This is a genomic window from Velazquezella soli (assembly GCF_977018685.1).
Map to the genome: position 1 here is coordinate 1,785,746 of NZ_CDRNXF010000004.1, position 21,188 is coordinate 1,806,933.

The following is a 21,188-nucleotide window of genomic DNA, read 5'->3' on the forward strand; positions in this document are numbered from 1 at the left end:
GATTTCTTCCATGCGCCTGTTTGCACATTGGGGACCGTAGGGCTCAGGCCGACGGCTGCTTCGTCTTGCGCAGATACGGAAGAACTGTGTCGAACGATCCAAAACGCGCAAGCGCATCCTCATTCGAAACCCCTGCCGTAATGATCACATCGTCGCCCTGCTGCCAGTTGGCGGGCGTTGCGACCTGATGCTTTGACGTCAGCTGGATCGAATCGATCGCCCTCAAGATTTCATTGAAATTGCGACCTGTTGTCATCGGGTAAGTGAGGATCAGTTTGATCTTCTTGTCTGGACCGATGACGTAGACGGAACGTACCGTCGCGTTGTCTGCAGGTGTGCGGCCCTCAGACGATGACCCGGCGCTTGCCGGCAGCATGTCGTAGAGTTTCGCGACGTTCAGATCCTTGTCGCCGATCAACGGATAATCGACATCGTAGCCGGTTGCCGTGCGAATATCGTCCTTCCACTTGCCGTGGCTTTCGACGGGATCGACCGAGATGCCGACAATCTTGACGCCGCGTTTCGTGAATTCGCCTTCGAGCCCCGCCATCGTGCCGAGTTCGGTGGTGCAGACGGGCGTGAAGTTCTTGGGGTGGGAAAACAGAACCGCCCAGCCGTCGCCGATCCAGTTGTGGAATTCAATCGTGCCTTGGGTTGTTTCGGCAGTAAAGTCCGGGGCGATGTCGTTGATACGCAGGCTCATGGTGAAGTCCTCCAGTGCTTTTCGCATTGTGATCGGTGACGGCGACATACCCGGTCGGGCACCGCCTTTGGGTCACGTTGGATATTAGCGGTCGGCCCACTGAATACCACCACGTTTGTTCCAAATTGCGAGCGAGATGGGGCGAAAAGTTGCGCATCGAGTAACGATATCGAAGTCGCATTGCGCGGTCTGAGTTCGTCGCCGATGACCGGCATCTGAATGCAAATCAGCCCCGCATTCCTTTCGGAAGGCGAGGCTGACGGGAAATCCTTCGTCCGCAATTAGCGGATGATCTGGACGACCTTACGGGTCTGCGGATCGACGATCACGCGTTCCTCGTTGACGACCGTGTAGGAATATTCCGGCGCTTCTGGGATCTGCGAGAGAACGACGGTTTCAGGAACCGCCTGGCCGACCACGATGCGCTCCTTGACGACGACGCGTTCGGTTGGCATCGGCTGCTGCTCGACATAGGTGACGACGCGCTGCGGCGGCGGATCGATTGCGCTGCCGACGATCGCGCCAGCGACGCCACCAACGGCTGCGCCGACTGGTCCGCCGACGATTGCGCCGGTAACCGCGCCGCCTGCTGCACCATTAACCGTGCCCTGCTGCGCCATAGCGACCGGCGCAATGCCGATGCTAAGAAGGGTAGAAAGAACGAGGATCTTCGTTTTCATAACGTTTACCTTTCGATGCCTGCGACGGGACCGGCCCGGCAGTTTTATGTTCCGCCAGATGCAACGGTCGTTTTCGACCCCGTTCTGGATGAGTATAGCGATGTCCTGATACCCAAAAGGATAATGTGTTCAGCGCCTTGATACGACCTGACAATGGCCGAACGGATGGTTCGTTCCAGCCATTGGGCTTCAGTCCTGTGCGGTATGGGACCAAAGGCTGAGACATGCCGGATCTTGCCGAAGAGACGGAAAAGACGGAACAATTCCGGCGGCCGGTGGATTTCAAATATTCAGTGCACCTGCGCAGGCGGGATGCTGACACCTCATGTGGCAAGAGGCCGATACGACGGGCATTGCGCCGGTTGTCACGGCATATTTGAAGAGCCAACAGATGATCACACGCCGAGACATACTCACCGCCGTCACCACCGCAGCATTCGTCACGGTGTTTCTGCCTGCGCAGCTTCGTTTCGATGTGGCGTCGGATGGAATGCTAATCGGGATCGCCCAGGCACAGGCGCAAGGCAATGGCGGTGCAGGGTCTGGTGGCGGAGCCGGCGGTAATGGTGGCAAGGGAGGCTCGGGTCAGGGTGGCTCGGGGCAAGGTGGTTCTGGCTCGGGTGGCTCTGGCCCAGGTGGTTCAGGCCAAGGCGGGTCAGGGCAGGGCGGCGGCTCAGCGGGTGACGGCTCGGATGGCGGATCGAAGGGTGACGGGGGCAAGGGCGGCTCTGGTAGCGGTGCGCCGGGAGAGGGCAATCGCGGGGACGCGCAAAATGCCGGTACGTCGGGGACACCCTCGGATGCTCCGGCGAATGGAACCGTGACTGATGGACCGCAGAACACCGGCACCCAAAAGGACAATGCGATCGGGACGACACCCGAGACACCGGACGTCTCGGCCGAAGGACGGAAGAAGACCTCTAAGAATTCGCGCTCGCTGTCTGTTCGTCATGCGAACGGAACCACAGAGCGGATCTCAGGCGATCGGTACGAGATGCGGGATTCACGGCAAAGACCGATCGTGAACCGCGAGGCCACACGATCGGACCGAAAGAGACTTGAGACGCTGAGCCGCTAACGGATAACGCGCTAGGCTGCTCCGCCCGTCCGACTTTCGGTCGCATCCCTAAGGGCCAGCGCTGCTTCGGTGCGGTTGGAGACTTTGAGTTTCGACAGAATGCGCGTCATGTGGTGCTTGACCGTCTTCTCATGCAGATCGAGCAGTTGCGCCACCCGCTTGTTGCTGAGACCCGATGCCACGAGGTTGAGGACTTCCTGTTCGCGATCCGTCAATTCCGCCATCAGATCCTGCTTGGCGGCATTTTCCCGTTCCTTTGCCATGCCGGCGAGAAGCCGGGCGGAGAGGCTAGGGGCCAGGTAGGGTTCTCCAGAGGCAACGGTGCGGACGACATCGGCCAGTTCGCGGGATCCGATGCCTTTCAGAACATAGCCTTTGGCTCCAAGCTTCAGGGCACCTGCAATGTCCTCGTTGGCTTCCGATACGGTCAGCATGACGATCTTGATAGGGGGCCAGGCCTCGACGGCGCCGGCGACAGCCTGCAGTCCGTTTCCGGGCATCGAGATGTCCATCAGCATCACGTCGGGGCGTATATGCTCGACGATATGAAGCGCCTCGTCCTTAGAGCCACCTTCCGCCACGATCTCGAAACCCTCCATTTCAGAGAGGCTGCGGATCACTCCCTCGCGAAACAGCGGATGGTCGTCGATGACGGCTATTCTGGTTGGGGCTTTCATACATGCTCCGATTCATGAACGTTCAGCGACATTCTGACCGTTGTTCCACGAGAAGACGTCGCGAGATCAAAGGTTCCCCCGAGGCTTTCAATCCGCTCCCTGAGACCAGCGATCCCTAATCCTTCCGGCCTCATAGTGGATTTGTCGAAGCCGGGTCCATCGTCGCTTACCTCGACAATGATCATGTTGCCTTCGTAGGTTTGGGTGACTGTCTGGTTTGCGCCAGCGGCGTGCCTGTATCCGTTGTTCAACGCTTCCTGGACAAAGCGGTAGATACAGATCTTGGCGGAAGGAAGAAGCGGTCTGGCGGGCGATGCGATCTTGAGGTCAACGGTCGCCGCAGTCCGCTCGCGGTGAGCGCCAACGACCTTTTCGAGGATTTCCGGCACAGCTGCCGTCTCGATCTGCGGCAGGACAAGCCCGCTGCAGATGCTGCGGATCTCATCCATCGCTTCCTGCAAGCGCGCCTTGATTGCAGTAATCTCCGCTTCCCGGACATCGCGGGGAGCTTCCGGATCGACCAGGAGCGCGCTGTCGACGCGCAGCGCCGCATAGGCGACAAGCTGGGCGGGGCCGTCATGCAGGTCGGCGCCCAGCCGCCGGAGGTAGCCTTCGTTCAACGCTGTTGCGCGTTGCGACGCGCGCTGTGCACGGCTGTGCAAGGTCCTGTTCTGGGTCAGCAGGCTCTGCAGGTCCACCACCCGCTCCGTGAGGCTGCGCTGCTGCGCCTCGATCATCCGGCTGCCCTTGAAGACGATCGCCGACAAAAGCAGGAAGAACGTCGTCGTGACCCCGGCGACGGCCAGCCAGCTCTGAAGGCGCGCCTGCGACAGGCTTTGCTGGAAATCATCGGCGATCTCGTAGAATTCCGTGACCGCGATCACCTCGCCGGACCACGGCTGCAGAATCGGATTGTAGATTTCGAGAAGCGGCTTTCCGAAACTGCGCTGATCGAAACTTTCGGCATCATCGACATAGTCGAACTGTGCGACCATCTTGCCGGAAAAGGCTGCGGTCAGATCCTTGCCCGGCGGGAAACGTTTGCCCTGGATCGTTTTGTCCGTCGCATAGAGAACGGTGCCGTCTGCGCGCCATAGCCTGAAGGAGACGACCTGCTTCCCGAGAGCGCCCTGACCGAAGGTTTCGTCGAGAACGCGGTTGGTCACGTCGTCGAGCGTGTCCGTTGTCTTGAGATCCGGCAGGATCGGCGCAATGATGCTATCGACATAGAGTGCGGTGGTGGCCGCAGAATTGCGTGTGACCGCATCCTCGATGAGGTTCGTCACGAAGGCGCCGACCAGCAGCATTGCAACGATGGACACGATGCCGCCGGCAAACAGAAATTGCCGCGCCAGCGTCTGTTGGTTCCAGCGTTCCAAAATTCCTGTCTTCAGCAATGCCCCGGGGCCTCGATTGATTGAGCCATACCTATGGCAGCCGAAAGCCGGATCAATTGTGGCCGTGTCGTGAAAGGAGCGATGATGCCTCCACAACACATTCTTCATGCACCTTCTTTGCCTTCACGTCTCTCCTGCCTATCTGTTGCAGCAATGAAACCGACAACGACGTCGTCGCCATCGCGGCTGATGATGCAAACCCGGAGACGATGCCGTGCTGCAACGCCTGAGAACGATCATTGCCGAGCGGTTCATGACGTTTGAGCCTCTTGGCCTGATCATGTTCTCACTCCTGGCCGGTAGCCTCTTCCTGTTCATCAGCCTGACCGGTATCGTGATCGATGGCGAAACGCACGAATTCGACGAACGGATACTGCTTGCTCTGCGCCAGGCAGGCGACCCTTCGGTGCCCATCGGGCCCTATTGGCTGACCCATGCCGTCGGTGACATCACCGCGCTTGGCGGCATTACCGTGCTATCGCTTATGACCGTGCTTGCCACGATCTATCTTCTGCTCGCGGGCCGCCGCTCGATCGCCGTCTTCATGTTTCTATCCATTCTCGGCGGTTGGCTGCTCAGCAACCTTCTCAAGCTCGGCGTGGCGCGGCCTAGGCCGGACATCGTACCGCATCTCGTCAATGTCCACGACCTGAGCTTCCCGAGCGGGCATGCGATGCTTTCGGCGGTGACCTATCTCACCCTTGCGGCGCTGCTGTCACGTGCCGAACAATATCGCTCGACCCGCATCTTTTTCCTCGCGACCGGCATCCTGCTGACCCTGCTTGTCGGTCTCAGCCGCCTCTATCTCGGCGTTCACTATCCAACAGACGTGATGGCGGGGTGGTGTGCGGGTGCAGCCTGGGCTGCCGGCTGCTGGATTGTCGCACGACGGTATATTTCGTCACGCGCATCTTGAATGAAGCTACCGCGTCGGGAATGAGTGGGCAAACGAAAAGGCAATAGTGATGGCGGACATGCAACTCGACGAACTGTGCGACCTTATCCTGAAGACGGAGGAGGGAAAGTCTCGCTCGCTCATCGCGGTCGCAGGACCGCCCGGAGCGGGGAAGTCGACACTGGCCGACATTCTGGCATCCAAGCTCTCCGGACGCGGGGAGACAGCCGAAGTCCTGCCAATGGATGGTTTCCACATGGACAACGGCATTCTCAAGGAGCGCGAATTGCTCGCCCGCAAGGGCGCGCCCAATACGTTCGACCTGCGCGGTTTTATCGATGTCGTCCAGGCCGTGAAAGCGGCCGAAGATGAAGTGCTCGTGCCCGTGTTCGACAGGTCGCGCGAACTGGCGATCGCTGCGGCACGGGTCGTCTCGCCACGCCATCGGTTCATCGTGATCGAGGGCAACTATCTTCTCCTGGGCGAGGGTGGCTGGGAGCGTCTTGCACCGCTGTTCGACTACCGGATCCTGCTTGCCCCGCCGATCGAGGAGTTGCAGCGGCGTCTGGAGGCGCGATGGACGTTCTACGGTCTGTCCGGCCAGGCGTTCGAAGACAAGATCCACGGAAACGACATGCCGAATGTTCGGTTGGTGCTGGAAAAATCGAAGGGCGCCGATCTGGTTCTCGAAAGACTGGATCTCGAAGCCGCACGATAAGTGCTCCCGGGGGGCTACACAGATCGACTTCGTGATCCAAATATAACAGGGTAACGATCACAGAGGACGGGTGAAAACCAATGCGATCACCCAACACGCTGCTATCCCTGTTGTCCGAGGACGACTACTCGCACGCGGAACGCTGCATGGAGGAGCTCGAATTGCCGCAGGGCATGCTCCTTTCCGGGCCGGACGAAGTCGACCGATACTGCTATTTCCCCTATTCCGGGATCGGGTCGACCGTCGCGATCTCTGCGCGCGGCAAGCAGTCCGAGATCGGACTGTTCGGGCGGGAAGGCATGTCTCCCGCGTCGGCGATACTGGGATCCGATCGCAACCCGTACAAGGTCATCATGCAGGTTCCGGGACACGGCGCACGCATCGAGGTCGGGCAGCTGGTTGACCTCATCTGGAGCAGGCCGGAGATACGCCGGGTCTTTTTCCGGTGGGCGCATGTTTCTTCGGTGCAAGTTGCCCTGACTGCGCTGACCAATGCCACCCAGACGATTGAGCAGCGTCTGGCCCGATGGATCCTGATGTGTCACGACCGCACTGGAAGCGACGAAGTCAACCTCACGCACGAATTCCTGGCAATCATGCTTGCCGTCCGGCGTCCGAGTGTAACGACATCGCTGCATGTACTCGAAGGTCGGCAAATGATCCATTCGTATCGGGGAACGATTGTCGTGCGAGACCGTCCGGCGCTGGAGAAACTCGCAGCCGACTGCTATGGCGGAGGTGAGGTTGAATATCAGCGCGTGATGGAGATGTCAGCGTCAGTCTAAGCTCTGGCTGAAACCGCGGCGAGCTTCTGCTTGACGACGGAAACGATGAACGCTGGATCGGCCGGCTTGTCAATCCAGAGGCCATCGCTGAAGAGCTCGTTTTCCCAGTCCTGCGGCTTTTCACTGCCCGAGTAGACCACGAATGGGATGCGAGCGTCATGCAACACCTGGATGACCGCGTAGCAATCACCATCGGTCAGATGAAGATCGAGAATGACAATGCTCGGAACATTCTTCCGCAGCCATTCCAGCGCAGCTTGTTTCGAGCGCAGATTGATGACGTTATTCAGCCCAGCAGCCCCGAGCGCGTCCTCGATATCCAACGAAATGAGCGGCTGATCTTCAAGCAATAAAATCATATGTTTCGACAAACCAGTTCCAAAGGGTCACTGTGTTGAAAGCGCGGATTCGTTCTAATCAATTTGCTTCGGACTTTGTCCGTTGGTCTGATAGCGTACCGACGTTGGGAAGCGGGTTGTCTCGCTTATTTTATGGACATAGATGGAATCTTTCTATTCAGGCGGAGATATCTCCATAGGCCGAGCAGGCTGGTCTCTGCCTTCAAGGGTTGGCGATGGGTGACATTCAGAAAGATACGGTCCGGAATTCGCTTCTCCGGCTGATGCCCCGAGAAAGCTTCGAAGCAATTGCGCCGCATCTCGAACATGTCGATCTTCCGCGCGGAACCGAGCTATCGGCTCCGAACGAAACGCCCCTGCACGCCTATTTCCCGGAATCCGGTATCGCCTCGATTGTGGCGAGGTCTCCGAAAGGGCAGCATGCTGAGATCGGAATTTTTGGTCGCGACGGAATGACCCCCACGGCGATGGTCCTTGACGCGGAATCGGACCCCTATTCGATCTTTATGCAAGTGGAGGGCCGTGGTTACCGTCTGGCCTCAGATCAGTTGAAGCTGGCTTTGAAGGATCGCGCCTGTCTCAACCTTCTGACGCGCTACAGCCAGGCCCTGTCGGTCCAGGGGGCCTACACGTCACTGTCCAACGCCGTCCATCACATCGACGAACGTCTGGCCCGGTGGATCCTGATGTGTCACGATCGGACCGACGGCGACGAGATCAGCCTTACCCACGAATTCCTCTCGATCATGTTGGCTGTCCGCCGACCGAGCGTGACGACGGCACTGCATCTGCTCGAAGGTCGCAAGCTGATCTACTCCGAGCGTGGCATGATCATCGTCAGAGACCGTAGCGCACTCGAGGATTTCGCCAAAGATGCCTACGGGGAATGCGAGCGGGAATACGAGCGTCTGATCGGACCCTTGAGGTAGAAGTCGACCTCAGTTTGTCGCCGCGGGCAGGGAGAACTCCCCAACCTTCGTTCCCTTGTAGTCGCGAACTTCAATCATTGGAGAGACGGAAGGACGACCCTGTCGCAACCGGTCGGCCATGATTTCGCGCGCAGACGCCTCGGCCTCGGCCAGGGCGCTTGGAAGATCCGGAAGATCGTTGCCTTCTTCGTCTTCGATCAAATCTTTGCCGTCACGAACGTGGAAATAAAATCGGGGCATGTGGGTACCTAGCGAGCTTTTTATTCATACCCGCGAGGCTCGCTTAGGTTCCAGATCCGTGTTCATGTCGGCAAAGACTGTACGGTTGCGTACATAGGCTCAGGCGCGCTCTTCCCAGAGCTTGGCCAGTTCAACGATCGTGTCTACCGCCTTTTCCATATCCTGGCTGCTGACCCATTCCAGCGGGGAGTGGAATGCATGGCCGCCGGCAAAGATGTTGGGGCAGGGCAGGCCCATGAAGGACAGCCTTGAACCGTCAGTGCCGCCGCGGATGCTGCCGCGCTTCGGCGTCAGACCGGCCCGCTTGATCGCTTCGATCGCATTCTCGACGATCTCAGGATGACGGTCGAGCACCAGCTTCATGTTGCGATACTGCTCGATGACGGTGAACGTGTAGGTCGAACCGGGATAGTCGTGCATGACGTCCTTGACGATATCCTCGAGCAACCTCTCCTTGGTCTTCAAACCCTCGTCGGCGAAGTCCCTGATGATCAGGCTGATCTTTGCCTTTTCCATGCTGCCGCTCAGATCCGTCGGATGGATGAAGCCGTCCCGGCCTTTCGTCGTTTCCGGCGCCATGTGTTTTGGCAGGCGATCGACGATGGCGCCGGCGATGCGGATCGCGTTTTCCATCTTTCCGTAGGCGAAACCGGGGTGGATCGCGACGCCGGTGATGGCGATCTCGACCGCGTCGGCAGAAAACGTCTCATCCTCGATCGTGCCGACTGTTTCGCCATCCAGCGTATAGCCAAAATCGGCGCCGAGCTTTTGAATATCCACCTTTTCCACACCGCGGGCGATCTCTTCGTCGGGCGTGAAGAGGAGGCGGATCGCGCCGTGCTTGATGTCGGGGTTGTCGATCAGGTATTTCGCGGCCGTGACGATTTCGGCAAGGCCCGCCTTGTCGTCGGCCCCGAGAAGCGTCGTGCCGTCGGAGGTGATGATGTCGTGGCCGATCTGGTTCTTCAGTTCCCTGTGCTCGCTCTCGCGGATCACACGGGTCTCATGGCCGGGAAGCGCGATATCGCCGCCCTGGTAGTTACGGATTACCTGCGGCTTGACATCGGTGCCGCTGAAGTCTGGTGCCGTATCCATATGCGCGCAGAAGCAGACGACGGGCACGTTGTTCTTGCCCGTATTGGACGGCACCGTTGCATAGACATAGCCGTGTTCGTCGAGATGCGCGTCTGAGAGGCCGATCTCCAGCAGTTCTTCGACCAGAAGACGGCCGAGCGTCAGCTGTTTCGAGGTCGATGGCTGGGTGGGTGAGGAGGCATCCGACTGGGTATCGATGACGACGTATCGGAGGAAGCGGTCGGTAACGGTATCGGTCATGAGCAAATATCCGGATCAAATCAAAGCCGGACTGTAGCCTGACATCTCCAAAATGCAAAAGGTCCCGTGCTGGACGGGACCTTTGATTTCAGGAGCGATGACTATCCGACTTGAACAGCCTCGGCCTACTTGAACAGAGCCGGCAGCCAGAGCGAGAGGCCGGGGATATAGGTGACCAGCAGCAGCACGAAGATGCTGGCGCCGAAGAACGGCCAGATGGTCTTCATGGCTTCGCGGATGGTGATGCCGCCCACCGCGCAGCTGACGAAGAGCACGGTTCCGACCGGAGGCGTGTTCAGTCCGATACCGGCGTTGAGGATCATTACCACGCCGAAATGGACGGGATCGATGCCGAACGCCTTGACGACCGGCAGCAGGATCGGCGTTGCGATGATCACCATCGGCGCCATGTCCATGAACGTGCCGAGCACCAGCAGGATGATATTGATCATCAAGAGCACGATGATCGGATTGTCCGAGATGGCGGAGATCGCGGCGATGATCAGCGTCTGCACCTGCAGGAAAGCCATCAGCCAGCCGAACGAGGCAGCCATGCCGATCACCAGCAAGACCATTGCCGTGGTGCGGACAGCACCCATAACCGCTTCGACGAAACCATCCCAGTTCAGTTCGCGATAGACGATCATCGCGACAAGGAAGGCGTAGAGTACCGCGATGCAGGAGCTTTCCGTTGCCGTGAACACGCCCGAGCGGACACCGCCGAAAATGATGGCGATCAGGAGAATGCCCGGGAGCGACGCCAGGAAGTAGTAACCCACACGCCTGAAGCCGGGGAACGGGTCCGCCGGGTAACCGCGCTTGACGGCAACCCACCAGGCCGTGACCATCAATGCGGCGGCGAGAAGCAGTCCGGGAATGATGCCCGCGGTGAAGAGATCGGCGACGGAGACATTGCCGCCAGCTGCGATCGAATAAAGGATCATGTTGTGCGACGGCGGGATCATCAGCGCGATGATCGCAGCATTTGCCGTCACGTTGACAGCATAATCCCGGTCATAGCCGCGAGCTGCCATCTGCGGGATCATCAGGCCGCCGACCGCCGAAGCGTCGGCCACCGCAGAACCGGAAATGCCACCGAACAGGGTCGAAGCGACCACGTTGACCTGGCCGAGGCCACCCCGCATATGGCCGACCAGGCCGGCCGCAAAGCGGATCAGCCGAGTGGCGATACCGCCGCGTACCATCAGGTCGCCTGCGAAGATGAAGAACGGGATCGCCATCATGGCAAACACGTTCATGCCGGAATTCATCTGCTGGAAGACGACGATCGGGGGCAGGCCGATATAGAGCACTGTCGCGAAGGATGCGATGCCGAGGCAGAATGCGATCGGCATGCCGATGATCATCAGAAAGGTGAAGGCGCCGAAAAGAATGGTATAGGCCATTATGCGGCCTCCTGCACAAGTACGTCCGCTGCGATTTCCTCGCCGATCGCGACGTCGATGAAACGTTCGAGTGAAAAGATCGATATCATTGCGCCACCGACGATCATCGGAAAGAAATCCGTACCGCCGGGCCATCCGAGTACGGGGATGCGCGCCGTCCAGGTCCCGATCGCCAGAAGCGATGAGTAATAGGCCATGCCGATGCCAAACAGCACGATCAGTCCGAGGCTGAGCAGGTCCATGGCCCGCTGGATGGCCGGCGGCATGATGTAGCGAACAACGTCGAGCCCGAGATGGACGCTTTCGCGAACACCGACCGCAGCGCCCAGCATGATGAACCAGGACATCAGATAGAGCGACAACGGCTCCGACCAGCTGGGACTATCGTTGAGAATATAACGGCTGAAAACCTGCCAGCCGACGATCAGGGTCATCGAGACCATGCCGATACCAGCGATCCACAATGATGATCGGCTGATCATGCTAAGAACAGGTCTTATCGCCTGCATGAAATTTCGCATTGTCCCGTCCTCCAAAGCCCGACACGTTCCCCGATGTCGGAAAAGCACAGCCGACCCCGGTGTGGCGGGGCCGGCCGATCAGGGCTGTCAGTTGACGGCCTGGATTTCTTCCAACAGGCTCTTCATCTTCGCGTCGGTCACGAACTTGTCGTAGACTGGCTTCATCGCGGCCGAGAACTCGTCCTTGTTGACGGTAATGACCTTTACGCCGCCAGCGCGGACCTTTTCTTCCGAAGACTTTTCGCGGGCAGCCCACAGTTCGCGCATCTTGACGACGCTGTCCTTCGCGGCCTGGCGGATGACCTTCTGGTCATCGGGCGTCAGCTTGTCCCAGGAGACTTTCGACATGACCAGAATTTCCGGGTTCATCGAATGCTGGGTCAGCGAATAGTTCTTGGCGACCTCGTAGTGACGGGCCGATTCGTAGGAAGGCCAGTTGTTTTCAGCGCCGTCGACAACGCCGGTTTCCAGCGACGAGTAGACTTCGCCCATCGGCATCGGCGTCGGGTTGGCACCGAAGGCCTGCATCATCGCGATCCAGAGGTCGGACTGCTGGACGCGGATCTTCATGCCCTTGAGGTCGGCCAGTTTTTCGACCGGCTTCTTGGTGGTGTAGAAGGAGCGCGCGCCGCTGTCGTAGTAGGCCAGACCGATCAGGCCGTGCGGTTCGAAGGCGGCAAGGATCTTGTCGCCGATCGGGCCGTCGACGACCTTGTGCATGTGGTCGGTCGAGCGGAACAGGAAGGGCAGGCCAAGAACGACCGTCTCGGGGATGAGGTTGTTGAACGGCGCGGCATTGACGCGGTTCATGTCGATGACGCCGAAACGGGTCTGCTCGATCGTGTCCTTCTCGCCGCCGAGAACCGAGTTGTTCATCACCTGCACGCCGATGCGGCCGCTGGTGCGTTCCTTGACGAGGTCGCCCATGTATTTGACTGCTTCGACAGTCGGATAGCCATCAGGATGGATATCGGCAGAGCGCAGGGTGATCTCCTGCGCGCGGACGCTGGTATGGGCCGTGGTGGTGGCCAGCGCCAGGCAAAATGCGAGCCCGAGGGCTTTCGTCAGTTTCATGTCTTCCTCCTCCAAAAAGCCGTCGCCTCCACGCGCCGGCGGTGATTAAATTTATTTGGTCGATGCACTCCAGTCCGGAAGGCCAAACAGCTGTTCCGGGTTCTTCACGAGCGCCAGCTCAAGCGCTCCTTCGTCCGCCAGCCAGCTTAGAACCGTGTCGGTCAACGCGACGTCGTCCGGATAGTCCTTCTGCTCGCGTGCAAGGTTGTGCGGCCAGTTGCTGCCCCAGACGATGCGTTCAGGCGCATAGGCTGCGATGTCGCGCGAGAAGGCCGCGACATCGGCATAATCAGGTGCGCCGGACTTCGAGGACTCGTAGACGCCTGCAAACTTGAACCAGCATCTGCCGATATCCATCAGTCGCTTCAGCGCTGCGATTTCCGGGCCGTCAGGCGTTGCGCCTGAGAAGAACTTGCCGTGATGGTCGAACACCCAGCGGCTCTTGAGTTTGGCAAGGCGTGGCTCATGCTCAAGGATATTGCTGCCGTCGAACTGGACTGCGAGCATCCAGCCGCGGGCGGCAGCCTTGGCGTCGAGTGCTTCGAGCGCCGAAAGGTCCACTGCACCGCCGGGCAGATCCATGATGCGCAGGCCGACGATACCGGCTTCGGCGAGTTGGTCGAGTTCGCCATCGGAGACATCACCCGCGACTGCAGCGACGCCACGGGCAACATCGCCCATTTCCTTCAGGCAGGCGACCAGGTTGGTGTTGTCGCGCTGGTGGGCATTGCCCTGCGTGATCACGACACGATCGATGCCGAGCCATGCCATGAACTGGCGATACTGCTCCGCATCGGGAAGTGTGCCGACCGGCAGGCCGGGGCCGCCGGGCTGCGATGGGAAACCCGGCAGATACATATGCATCTGCGAGTCGACCGCGCCTTTTGGCAGTTTCGTCTTGGGCGCGTCTCCGGAGAGCGGACGAACAAGCATCAGACCTCTCCCGACTTCGGTTCAGGCATTTTGAACTCCTTCAGCGCGTCGCGGTTGATCTCGATCCCGAGGCCTGGGCCATCGGGGATCTGCACCACGCCTTGCCGATGTTCGATCGGCGTTTTGATCACCGCCTGGCGGAAAGGGTTGTCGGTGCGATCGAATTCGAGAATGGGTTCGATCGGATTGACTCGAACCGGGCTCGGGATCATCGCGGCCATGAACTGCAGGGCGGCGGCGATATGGACGGCCGTGCCCCAGACATGGGGCACAACGCGGATACCATGAAGCGCCGCGAGATCGGCGACGCGCTTGGCCTCGGTAAACCCGCCGACGCCTGCAAGATCGGGCTGGAGAATGTCGACGGCGCGGGTTTCCACCGGCTCGCGCATGCCCCATCGGCTGTGCCAGGTTTCGCCGCCGGCAACCGGTATCGGCTGGCGGGCACGGACTTCGCGATAGGCGGCCAGCTGTTCCGGCACGACAGGCTCCTCGAACCAGTCGATGTCGTATTGTGCCGCCGCGTTGCCGAGTTTGACGGCTTCCACCGTGTCATAGCCGTGGTTGGCGTCGATCATCAGGCGCATGTCGGGACCGGCTGCTTCCCGCACGGCGCGGATGACGCGAAGGTCTTCCTCGACGCCGAAGCCGATCTTGATCTTCGTCGCGTGGAAACCTTCGTCGCGGTAGCGGGCGACATCGCGGGCATTGTCTTCGACGCGGTCGACGCCATCGCGCTTGAAGCTGCCGGTGGCATAGGCCTTGACGCTCTCGCGAAACCGGCCGCCGAGCAGGATCGAGACCGGCACGCCGAAATGCTTGCCCTTGATGTCCCAGAGCGCGATGTCGATGCCTGAGAGAGCCGTGACCGCAAGGCCGCGCTGGCCCTGGTCACGCAGGGCGTTATAGAGCTTCGCCCAGATCTTTTCGGTTTCCAGCGGATTTTCGCCGATCAGCCAGTTCGCATAGGCCGCCACCACGGCCGCGTTGGGTCGGGCCGGGCCGAGGCATTCTCCCCAGCCGATGGTTCCGTCGTCGCACTCGATCTCGACCAGGATATGGGCGCGGCGGTCGAAGCGCATCGAGGCGCTTTCGAAGGCGACATCCAGCCGGTGTTCGAGAAGGTGAGTGCGGACCGCAGCGATCTTCATGGGTTCACCGCTTCTGATCGCCGATGAGCTTCAGCAGGATCTGCTCTTCTTCTTCCGTCAGGTCATCGAGCGGCGGGCGGACCTTGCCTGCATCAAAGCCCTGCAGGCGCACGCCGGCCTTGATGGCCGAGACGGCATAACCCTTGCGGCGGCCGCGAAGCGCCATGAAGGGGTAGAAGAATTCGGTGAGGATCTGTTCGCAGCGGGTGCGATTGCCGGCACGCAGTGCCTTGTAGAACTCGACAGCAAGACCCGGCACGAAGTTGAAGACGGCCGACGAATAGGTGGTGAAGCCGGCGCCGAGATAGGCTTCGGCGAACAGTTCCGCCGTCGGCATACCGCCGAGATACATCAGCCGGTCGCCCATCGTGGCCGTGATCTGGCGCACGAGGCCGATATCGCCGGTGCCGTCCTTGAAGCCGATCAGGTTGGGGCATTCGTCGCAGAGACGCTGCAGCGTGTCGACCTGAAGCACGGAATTGTCGCGGTTATAGACCATGACGCCGATGCCGACCGACTGGCAGATCGCCTTCACATGCTTGTACAGGCCTTCCTGCGGCGCATCGATCATATAGTGGGGCAGAAGCAGAATGCCGTCCGCGCCAGCCTTTTCGACCTTCTTTGCAAGATCGACGCCCACATGCGTGCCGAAGCCGCAGCCCGACACGATCGCGGTCTTGCCGGACGCTTCCTTGGCGGATTTCACGATGGCGGGAATTTCGTCGGGGGCCAGCGAGAAGAATTCTCCGGTGCCGCCGGCGGCAAAGAGAACGGGCGCCTCGAAGCCGGAAAGCCACTCGATATGACGCTGATAACTTTCAGGCTGAAACTGGCCCTCAGCATCGAAATGGGTCACAGGGAACGACAGCAGGCCGGCGCCAAGCGCCGCCTTGATCTCTTCAGGCGTCATGTAGTGTTATCCTCTCAGTGTCTCCTCCAGACAATGTTGTCGTACATGTATGATGAATTTGTGTCAACACGTCATCTGACAGATTGGCGAACTTCGCGCAGCAGCGTTCGATAGCGCAGTTGCGCACCGCGCAGATGGCTGCGCATGGCCTGGCGCGCACCGTCCTCGTCGCCTTCGGAAATCGCCACGACGATCGCGTCATGTTCCTTGTCGAGAAGGGCGATATAGGCCGCCTGGTCGGATTCGGAATCGTCCGGACGCAGCGCCGCGCGGGGGATCAGCCGCTTGCCGATCATGGTCAGGAATTCGCGGAAGCGAGGGTTGTTGGTCGCTTCGGCAATAGCGAGATGCAGTGCGAAGTCCGCCTCGCTGGTCGGCTTGTCTGCCTCGAGACAGGCGCGGACGGCATGGTGGTGCTCGAAGATACTTTCTTCCTGTGCCGGCGAGCGACGCACCGCTGCAAGGCCTGCAGCCTCCACTTCGACGGCGGTTCTGAGCTCCAGGAGCTCGATCATCGAGGACACCTGAGCAAGATCGATATTGTTGAGCGAGAGCATCGTGGGCTGGGTGTTTTGCCGTGGTTCCAGCACGAAGACGCCGGCACCCTGGCGCGCTTCCACAAGACGGTCGGCGCGGAGTGCGGCGATCGCCTCGCGCACAACGGTGCGGCTGACGCCGTGGGTCTCCGTCAGCTGCGCTTCGCTTGGCAACCGCGCACCGGCCGTGAACTGACCGGCGGCGATCGCCTGGCGCAATGTATCCGTCAGCTGAGACACTAGCGTTCCTGCACCCTTTGCCGGCTCCAGCCTCGTCTCTCCAGCCATGCGTCTCTCCTTGCGCTCTCGTTATCTGCTCCCGTTAACCTGTATGATAAGTCGGCTTCGTTGTCACGGCTTTTGCTTATGGAGCCTTTGCGGCAGTTGAAAGCGGCCGCACTTGTCTCTAGGTTGCGGCATTGATTTAAGATGTCGGGTGATGAGTGCGCGAGAGAGTTCGGTGTATCGGTCTGTTGTGTGCTCTTAGTCTCTGGCCGGCGGCGACGCAGGCGCAGTGGAAGCCGGTGGAGCAGGTGAAGACCTATCCGGTCAAAGGCACGTCCGGCATCGAGCTCTACTCCTCGATCGGCGAAAACGGCCCCAAGGTCGGCAGCCAGGTTCGGGCGATTGCTCATACGGATTTCAAGCTGACCTGGTCGCGCAAATACGAACCGCAGCCCGACGGCGCCTGCACGCTGGTTTCGGCACGCCCCAACATCATCATCATCTACACACTGCCAAAGCTTGTCTCGAAGCTGTCGCCCGCGCTTCAACAGAAATGGGACGCGTTTACTGACGGCGTGCGCCGGCATGAGCGGGTCCACGGCGCGATGATCGAGGATCTCGTGCGCCAGATCGAGGCGGCCAGTATCGGGCTTTCGGTGCCTAACGATCCGAAATGCACCAAGGTACGGGCTGAACTCCAGAGCAAGATCGCCGTCATCTTTCCCGCCCATCAGCAACGCAACCGGGATTTCGACAAGGTAGAACTCGGCGATGGCGGCAATGTGCAGCAGCTGATCCTCCAGCTCGTCAACGAGCGCTAGAGACAGGCGAATTTTTCAAAGGAAGCTTTCAATGACGCAGGTTATTTCCGCTGGTGATGTCGATGCCGAGGCTCTGATCGAAGAGCTGAAGGAGTGGGTGCGGATCGAGACACCCTCCGGCAATCCGGCGGCGGTGAACCGTCTGGTTGATCGCGTCGAAGCAATCGCGGAAAAGGCCGGGCTTTCCGTCGAACGGCTGCCGGGCACGCTCGGTTACGGCGATATTCTCTCAGTCCGATCACCCCGGCAGGCAGGGAGCAACGAGAGATCGGTTCTGGTGCTCGCTCATCTGGATACGGTCCATGCGATCGGCGTGATCGATAACCAGCTCCCTCTTCGCCAGGACGGCGACAAGCTCTACGGACCCGGCATCTACGACATGAAGTCCGGTGCGCTGATGGCGCTGGATGCGTTGAAGATCGCGGTTGCAAAGGGCAGCAGAGTGCCGGTCGATCTCGTTTTCGTGCCGGACGAAGAGGTCGGAAGCTTTTCGTCGCGGGCCTTCATGGAGGAATGCGCGCGCAGCGCCGGTTATACGCTGGTGGTGGAACCCGCGCGCGACGGCGGCAAGATCGTCATCGCCCGCAAGGGTGTGGCGATGTACGATATCGTCGTGCGTGGCCGGGCCTCGCATGCGGGCACACGGCCACAGGACGGACGAAGCGCCGTGCGGGCGGCAGCAAGGCTGGTGCTCGATCTGGAGGCGCTGAACGACTCAGGACGCGGCATTACCGTGACGGTCGGCACAATCAGCGGCGGCACCGGTCGCAATACGGTGCCGGCGGAATGCCGCATGCAGGTGGATGTTCGCGTGCCCGACGATGCGACAGCCACGGAAGTCACGGCGAAGATCGCCGCCATGCAGCCGGTCGATCCGGATATCACGTTCGAGATCAAGGGTCAGATGAACCGGCCGCCGTTTGCGCAGTCGGATGCGGGGCGGAGACTGTTCGATAGCGCAGCGAAGGTCGCAACGGATCTGGGCATCGCGCTGGAGGGCGTCACGACCGGCGGCGGTTCCGACGGCAATTTCACCGCAGCGCTTGGCGTGCCCACGCTCGATGGTCTCGGCGCTGATGGCGCAGGCGCGCATACGTTCGAAGAGTATATCTTGCTGTCGAGCGTTGCGCCGCGGACGGCCCTCTTGGCCAACCTGATGATGTCGCTCGAGCCCGAAGCCTGACGGGTGCCGCTTTGTGAACGGTGCGGCACCGGCCGCACCCATCACGGCATCTTTTCATCGTCCAGAAATTGCGTCCATATGGCTGATATCGAAGACCAATCGGGAATTCCGACATGACCAGCGGCCTGCACCACATCACCGCCATCACCCGCAAGATACAGGCGAATGTCGACTTCTATGTCGGCTTCCTCGGATTGCGGCTGGTGAAACGCACCGCCGGTTTCGAGGATGCGCAGCAGTTGCATCTGTTTTACGGCGACGGTGCCGCATCGCCCGGATCGATCGTGACGTTTCTCGCCTGGGAAGACGGATCGCTCGGTCGGGTCGGGCATGGGGCGCCGAGCGAGATCAGCCTGGAGATTTCGCCGGAAGCGATCGGCTTCTGGCTGACGAGGGCCCTCCAATATAACATCAAGCTATCCGGGCCTGCGCAGGAATTCGGCCAGCCCGTGCTGCGGCTGACGGATCCGGACGGTATCATCGTCAAGCTCGTCGGCGTCGAGGAGACGGGACCCTGGGTCTGGTGGCCGGATGGCGGTATCGCCGAAGAAAACGCAGTCCGCAGGCTTTACGGCGCGACGATTCTTTCCGAGAAGCCCGAGGAGACTGCTGAATTCCTTGTGAGGCATATGGGGTTGGCTGTCGGAAGCCGGGAAGGCAACATCCAGCGGCTGGTTTCGGATGCGCATGATATCGTCGATGTCCGCGACGCTTCAGGCTTTTGGACTGCAGCACCGGGGACGGGCGCAATCGATCATATCGCGTTCCGGGCCTTGGATCGCGTGGCGGTCGAGGCGGTGTATGGAGATCTTGTTGCTGCCGATTCGGGCGAGATGAACATCCACGACCGGCAGTATTTCCATTCGCTTTACGTGCGCGAGCCGGGCGGCACGCTGATCGAACTCGCCTCGGACGGGCCGGGTTTTGCCACCGATGAACCGGTCGAGACGCTCGGAAGCCAGCTGTTCATTCCGAACCATTTCAAGGGGGATCGCGAGGCGCTGAAGGTGATGCTGCCGCAGTTCGGTCTGCCGGGCGAGGAACGCGTCATCTACCGCGACCTGCCGTTCGTGCATCGGGTCCACATGCCTGACAACTGGGACGGCACGACGCTGGTGCTGATGCACGGCACCGGCGCCAACGAAACGGCGCTGCTGCCGCTCGGCCGAAAGGCGGCACCCAATGCGATGCTGATCGGTTTGCGCGGCCGCTCCGTGGACGAGGGCTATCCGCGGTTTTTCCGCAGGCTCAGCCAGACGACGTTCGACCAGAAGGAGATCGCCTCGGAAGTGGAGGCTTTCGTCGGGTTCATCGAGGATATCGGTCCGGCGTATGGCGCGGATCCGGCGCGCACCGCGTTCCTCGGTTATTCCAACGGCGGCAACATGATCGGAGCGACGATGCAGCTTTACCCTGAGCTGATCCGCAAGGCAGTGCTGCTGCGCTCGATGAACGTGCTGGAAGAGCGCCCCGTCGTTGATCTTTCCGGGACAGAGGTCCTGTCAATCAGCGCCACCAACGATTTTTACGGCCCACTTGCCGGCGAGATCGAGGACAGGCTACGGACGGCCGGGGCCGACGTGACGGCCCGGGTACTCGATGCCAATCATGGCCTCGACGCGGAAGACGAGGTCATCGTGCACGAATGGCTCAAGGAGCGGATTGGTTGACAGGTAACGTGTTCACGACCGGAAACGACAAGCCGGTATTCTGTGCCGATATCGGCGGTTCGTTCATCAAGTTCGCGGTGTCGCCGACGCATGGTGTCATCGAGCCTCTGGAGCGGGTTCCAACACCCGCGTCCGACTGGGATGCGTTCGTGGCAGCGCTGTCTGACCTGATCGCGCGGCATGCCCATCTGGTTAAAGACAATGACTCGACGCCGCTGGCGTTGTCGATCACCGGGATCGTCGATCCCAAGACCGGTGTTTCGATTGCCGCCAACATTCCCTGCATCACAGGACGTCCCGTGGCGGCGGAACTTTCCGCGCGGCTCGGAAGGCCGGTCGTTGCGGCCAACGACGCCGATTGCCTGACGCTTGCCGAAGCCAGTGAAGGTGCCGGCAAGGGCCATGACGTCGTGTTCTGCGCCATCATCGGCACCGGGATCGGCGGTGGTCTGGCGATTGGTGGCAAGCTGGTGCGCGGTGCGGGCGGCGTGACCGGCGAATGGGGCCACGGGCCGATCGTCAATACGACCGTCGAGATCGCCGGCGAGACGATCCACATTCCGCGCCTGGCCTGCGGTTGCGGCCAGTCCGGCTGTGCCGATACGGTCGGCGGCGCACGCGGGATAGAGCGTATCGACGGCCTGCTCCATGAGAGAGCCGAGACCAGTCACACGATCATTGAAGACTGGCAGGCCGGCGATGCGTTGGCGGAAAAGACGATCGCCGTCTGGCTGGAACTGATTGCCGATCCCCTGGCGCTTGCGGTCAACACGACAGGGGCGTCGGTCGTGCCCGTCGGAGGGGGACTGGCCTCCGTTCCGGCACTGATCGACCTGCTGGACGGAGCAGTGCGCAAACGCATCCTCAACCGGATAAGTCACCCATTGGTGATCCCGGCGCTTCGGCAGGCGGATGGTGGGCTGGTCGGGGCAGCGGTGCTCGGCCGGCAGGAGGGCTGATGG

General features: G+C 60.5%; 23 protein-coding genes. 9 read left to right on the forward strand and 14 right to left on the reverse strand.

Annotation, left to right across the window (positions count from 1 at the left end; all coding sequences use genetic code 11):
* Positions 1-43: 43 nt before the first annotated feature.
* Together AC0JZ8_RS12195 and AC0JZ8_RS12200 are read right to left on the reverse strand one after the other, a co-directional pair.
* A complete protein-coding gene (locus AC0JZ8_RS12195; protein WP_092660551.1) occupies positions 44-703 on the reverse strand; it encodes a peroxiredoxin in 660 nt (219 codons plus the stop codon).
* Between the two features lie 281 nt (positions 704-984).
* Positions 985-1,383 carry a DUF1236 domain-containing protein gene (locus AC0JZ8_RS12200; RefSeq protein ID WP_062455989.1) on the reverse strand — a complete coding sequence of 133 codons (399 nt, stop codon included), beginning with the start codon at positions 1,381-1,383 and terminating at the stop codon, positions 985-987.
* Between the two features lie 391 nt (positions 1,384-1,774).
* Between AC0JZ8_RS12200 and AC0JZ8_RS12205 the strand changes: the two genes are divergently transcribed.
* A complete protein-coding gene (locus tag AC0JZ8_RS12205; RefSeq protein WP_471892604.1) occupies positions 1,775-2,461 on the forward strand; it encodes a hypothetical protein in 687 nt (228 codons plus the stop codon).
* 11 nt (positions 2,462-2,472) lie between these two features.
* Here AC0JZ8_RS12205 and AC0JZ8_RS12210 read toward each other — a convergent pair whose 3' ends face one another.
* Both AC0JZ8_RS12210 and AC0JZ8_RS12215 read right to left on the reverse strand, forming a co-directional pair.
* Entirely contained in the window at positions 2,473-3,138 is a 666-nt protein-coding gene (locus AC0JZ8_RS12210; RefSeq protein WP_062455995.1) for a response regulator, read from the reverse strand.
* Positions 3,135-4,517, reverse strand: a complete 1,383-nt coding sequence (locus AC0JZ8_RS12215; protein WP_246453680.1) for a sensor histidine kinase — start codon at positions 4,515-4,517, stop codon at positions 3,135-3,137. Before AC0JZ8_RS12215 ends, AC0JZ8_RS12210 begins: the two co-directional genes overlap by 4 nt.
* Positions 4,518-4,788: 271 nt before the next feature.
* On the opposite strand from AC0JZ8_RS12215, the gene AC0JZ8_RS12220 reads away from it, so the two are divergent.
* From AC0JZ8_RS12220 to AC0JZ8_RS12230, 3 genes are all read left to right on the forward strand, one after another.
* The gene (locus AC0JZ8_RS12220; protein ID WP_062457946.1) at positions 4,789-5,451 is read left to right on the forward strand and encodes a phosphatase PAP2 family protein; all 663 of its coding nucleotides are present in this window, start codon (positions 4,789-4,791) and stop codon (positions 5,449-5,451) included.
* A gap of 49 nt (positions 5,452-5,500) precedes the next feature.
* Complete coding sequence (locus tag AC0JZ8_RS12225; protein ID WP_471892605.1) at positions 5,501-6,148, forward strand: nucleoside triphosphate hydrolase; 648 nt, start codon at positions 5,501-5,503, stop codon at positions 6,146-6,148.
* Between the two features lie 80 nt (positions 6,149-6,228).
* On the forward strand, positions 6,229-6,933 hold the full coding sequence (locus AC0JZ8_RS12230) for a Crp/Fnr family transcriptional regulator (protein WP_062581192.1): 705 nt from the start codon (positions 6,229-6,231) through the stop codon (positions 6,931-6,933).
* Here AC0JZ8_RS12230 and AC0JZ8_RS12235 read toward each other — a convergent pair.
* Positions 6,930-7,304, reverse strand: coding sequence for a response regulator (locus AC0JZ8_RS12235; protein WP_471892606.1), 375 nt, complete (start codon positions 7,302-7,304; stop codon positions 6,930-6,932). The two genes, AC0JZ8_RS12230 and AC0JZ8_RS12235, sit on opposite strands and share 4 nt — an antisense overlap.
* Before the next feature lie 203 nt (positions 7,305-7,507).
* Here AC0JZ8_RS12235 and AC0JZ8_RS12240 point away from each other — a divergent pair, with 203 nt between their 5' ends.
* Positions 7,508-8,221, forward strand: coding sequence for a Crp/Fnr family transcriptional regulator (locus AC0JZ8_RS12240; protein WP_471892607.1), 714 nt, complete (start codon positions 7,508-7,510; stop codon positions 8,219-8,221).
* A 9-nt stretch (positions 8,222-8,230) separates the two neighbouring features.
* Here AC0JZ8_RS12240 and AC0JZ8_RS12245 read toward each other — a convergent pair whose 3' ends face one another.
* The 9 genes from AC0JZ8_RS12245 to AC0JZ8_RS12285 form a co-directional block, all read right to left on the reverse strand.
* The gene (locus tag AC0JZ8_RS12245) at positions 8,231-8,461 is read right to left on the reverse strand and encodes a DUF6894 family protein (protein WP_062456007.1); all 231 of its coding nucleotides are present in this window, start codon (positions 8,459-8,461) and stop codon (positions 8,231-8,233) included.
* 99 nt (positions 8,462-8,560) lie between these two features.
* Positions 8,561-9,796 (reverse strand): peptidase T, encoded by a 1,236-nt coding sequence (gene pepT / locus AC0JZ8_RS12250; protein WP_471892608.1) that lies wholly within the window; start codon positions 9,794-9,796, stop codon positions 8,561-8,563.
* A gap of 125 nt (positions 9,797-9,921) precedes the next feature.
* On the reverse strand, positions 9,922-11,202 hold the full coding sequence (locus AC0JZ8_RS12255) for a TRAP transporter large permease (RefSeq protein WP_062456012.1): 1,281 nt from the start codon (positions 11,200-11,202) through the stop codon (positions 9,922-9,924).
* The gene (locus AC0JZ8_RS12260; RefSeq protein WP_062456015.1) at positions 11,202-11,723 is read right to left on the reverse strand and encodes a TRAP transporter small permease; all 522 of its coding nucleotides are present in this window, start codon (positions 11,721-11,723) and stop codon (positions 11,202-11,204) included. The genes AC0JZ8_RS12255 and AC0JZ8_RS12260 overlap by 1 nt, the downstream gene beginning before the upstream one ends.
* Before the next feature lie 87 nt (positions 11,724-11,810).
* The gene (locus AC0JZ8_RS12265) at positions 11,811-12,797 is read right to left on the reverse strand and encodes a TRAP transporter substrate-binding protein (RefSeq protein ID WP_062456018.1); all 987 of its coding nucleotides are present in this window, start codon (positions 12,795-12,797) and stop codon (positions 11,811-11,813) included.
* A gap of 51 nt (positions 12,798-12,848) precedes the next feature.
* Positions 12,849-13,730, reverse strand: coding sequence for an amidohydrolase family protein (locus tag AC0JZ8_RS12270; protein WP_471892609.1), 882 nt, complete (start codon positions 13,728-13,730; stop codon positions 12,849-12,851).
* On the reverse strand, positions 13,730-14,881 hold the full coding sequence (locus tag AC0JZ8_RS12275) for a mandelate racemase/muconate lactonizing enzyme family protein (protein ID WP_430251396.1): 1,152 nt from the start codon (positions 14,879-14,881) through the stop codon (positions 13,730-13,732). Before AC0JZ8_RS12275 ends, AC0JZ8_RS12270 begins: the two co-directional genes overlap by 1 nt.
* Before the next feature lie 4 nt (positions 14,882-14,885).
* On the reverse strand, positions 14,886-15,791 hold the full coding sequence (kdgD, locus tag AC0JZ8_RS12280; RefSeq protein ID WP_062581182.1) for a 5-dehydro-4-deoxyglucarate dehydratase: 906 nt from the start codon (positions 15,789-15,791) through the stop codon (positions 14,886-14,888).
* A gap of 71 nt (positions 15,792-15,862) precedes the next feature.
* Positions 15,863-16,615: a FadR/GntR family transcriptional regulator gene (locus AC0JZ8_RS12285; RefSeq protein ID WP_471892610.1), complete on the reverse strand. Its 753-nt coding sequence runs from the start codon at positions 16,613-16,615 to the stop codon at positions 15,863-15,865.
* A gap of 185 nt (positions 16,616-16,800) precedes the next feature.
* Here AC0JZ8_RS12285 and AC0JZ8_RS12290 point away from each other — a divergent pair, with 185 nt between their 5' ends.
* The 4 genes from AC0JZ8_RS12290 (at position 16,801) to AC0JZ8_RS12305 (ending at position 21,185) form a co-directional block, all read left to right on the forward strand.
* Positions 16,801-17,373, forward strand: a complete 573-nt coding sequence (locus AC0JZ8_RS12290) for a DUF922 domain-containing Zn-dependent protease (RefSeq protein WP_197978024.1) — start codon at positions 16,801-16,803, stop codon at positions 17,371-17,373.
* Positions 17,374-17,404: 31 nt separating this feature from the next.
* Positions 17,405-18,556 carry a M20 family metallopeptidase gene (locus AC0JZ8_RS12295; protein ID WP_471892611.1) on the forward strand — a complete coding sequence of 384 codons (1,152 nt, stop codon included), beginning with the start codon at positions 17,405-17,407 and terminating at the stop codon, positions 18,554-18,556.
* Between the two features lie 113 nt (positions 18,557-18,669).
* Complete coding sequence (locus tag AC0JZ8_RS12300; protein ID WP_471892612.1) at positions 18,670-20,226, forward strand: VOC family protein; 1,557 nt, start codon at positions 18,670-18,672, stop codon at positions 20,224-20,226.
* On the forward strand, positions 20,223-21,185 hold the full coding sequence (locus AC0JZ8_RS12305; RefSeq protein WP_471892613.1) for an ROK family protein: 963 nt from the start codon (positions 20,223-20,225) through the stop codon (positions 21,183-21,185). Before AC0JZ8_RS12300 ends, AC0JZ8_RS12305 begins: the two co-directional genes overlap by 4 nt.
* Positions 21,186-21,188: the final 3 nt, after the last annotated feature.

What these genes read in the sequence shown, in the direction of transcription:
- AC0JZ8_RS12195 (WP_092660551.1), bottom strand. Translation starts at nt 703, where the DNA reads ATGAGCCTGCGTATCAACGACATCGCCCCGGACTTTACTGCCGAAACA.
- AC0JZ8_RS12200 (WP_062455989.1), bottom strand. Translation starts at nt 1,383, where the DNA reads ATGAAAACGAAGATCCTCGTTCTTTCTACCCTTCTTAGCATCGGCATT.
- AC0JZ8_RS12205 (WP_471892604.1), top strand. Translation starts at nt 1,775, where the DNA reads ATGATCACACGCCGAGACATACTCACCGCCGTCACCACCGCAGCATTC.
- AC0JZ8_RS12210 (WP_062455995.1), bottom strand. Translation starts at nt 3,138, where the DNA reads ATGAAAGCCCCAACCAGAATAGCCGTCATCGACGACCATCCGCTGTTT.
- AC0JZ8_RS12220 (WP_062457946.1), top strand. Translation starts at nt 4,789, where the DNA reads ATGACGTTTGAGCCTCTTGGCCTGATCATGTTCTCACTCCTGGCCGGT.
- AC0JZ8_RS12225 (WP_471892605.1), top strand. Translation starts at nt 5,501, where the DNA reads ATGGCGGACATGCAACTCGACGAACTGTGCGACCTTATCCTGAAGACG.
- AC0JZ8_RS12230 (WP_062581192.1), top strand. Translation starts at nt 6,229, where the DNA reads ATGCGATCACCCAACACGCTGCTATCCCTGTTGTCCGAGGACGACTAC.
- AC0JZ8_RS12240 (WP_471892607.1), top strand. Translation starts at nt 7,508, where the DNA reads ATGGGTGACATTCAGAAAGATACGGTCCGGAATTCGCTTCTCCGGCTG.
- AC0JZ8_RS12245 (WP_062456007.1), bottom strand. Translation starts at nt 8,461, where the DNA reads ATGCCCCGATTTTATTTCCACGTTCGTGACGGCAAAGATTTGATCGAA.
- pepT (WP_471892608.1), bottom strand. Translation starts at nt 9,796, where the DNA reads ATGACCGATACCGTTACCGACCGCTTCCTCCGATACGTCGTCATCGAT.
- AC0JZ8_RS12255 (WP_062456012.1), bottom strand. Translation starts at nt 11,202, where the DNA reads ATGGCCTATACCATTCTTTTCGGCGCCTTCACCTTTCTGATGATCATC.
- AC0JZ8_RS12260 (WP_062456015.1), bottom strand. Translation starts at nt 11,723, where the DNA reads ATGCGAAATTTCATGCAGGCGATAAGACCTGTTCTTAGCATGATCAGC.
- AC0JZ8_RS12265 (WP_062456018.1), bottom strand. Translation starts at nt 12,797, where the DNA reads ATGAAACTGACGAAAGCCCTCGGGCTCGCATTTTGCCTGGCGCTGGCC.
- AC0JZ8_RS12270 (WP_471892609.1), bottom strand. Translation starts at nt 13,730, where the DNA reads ATGCTTGTTCGTCCGCTCTCCGGAGACGCGCCCAAGACGAAACTGCCA.
- AC0JZ8_RS12275 (WP_430251396.1), bottom strand. Translation starts at nt 14,881, where the DNA reads ATGAAGATCGCTGCGGTCCGCACTCACCTTCTCGAACACCGGCTGGAT.
- kdgD (WP_062581182.1), bottom strand. Translation starts at nt 15,791, where the DNA reads ATGACGCCTGAAGAGATCAAGGCGGCGCTTGGCGCCGGCCTGCTGTCG.
- AC0JZ8_RS12285 (WP_471892610.1), bottom strand. Translation starts at nt 16,615, where the DNA reads ATGGCTGGAGAGACGAGGCTGGAGCCGGCAAAGGGTGCAGGAACGCTA.
- AC0JZ8_RS12295 (WP_471892611.1), top strand. Translation starts at nt 17,405, where the DNA reads ATGACGCAGGTTATTTCCGCTGGTGATGTCGATGCCGAGGCTCTGATC.
- AC0JZ8_RS12300 (WP_471892612.1), top strand. Translation starts at nt 18,670, where the DNA reads ATGACCAGCGGCCTGCACCACATCACCGCCATCACCCGCAAGATACAG.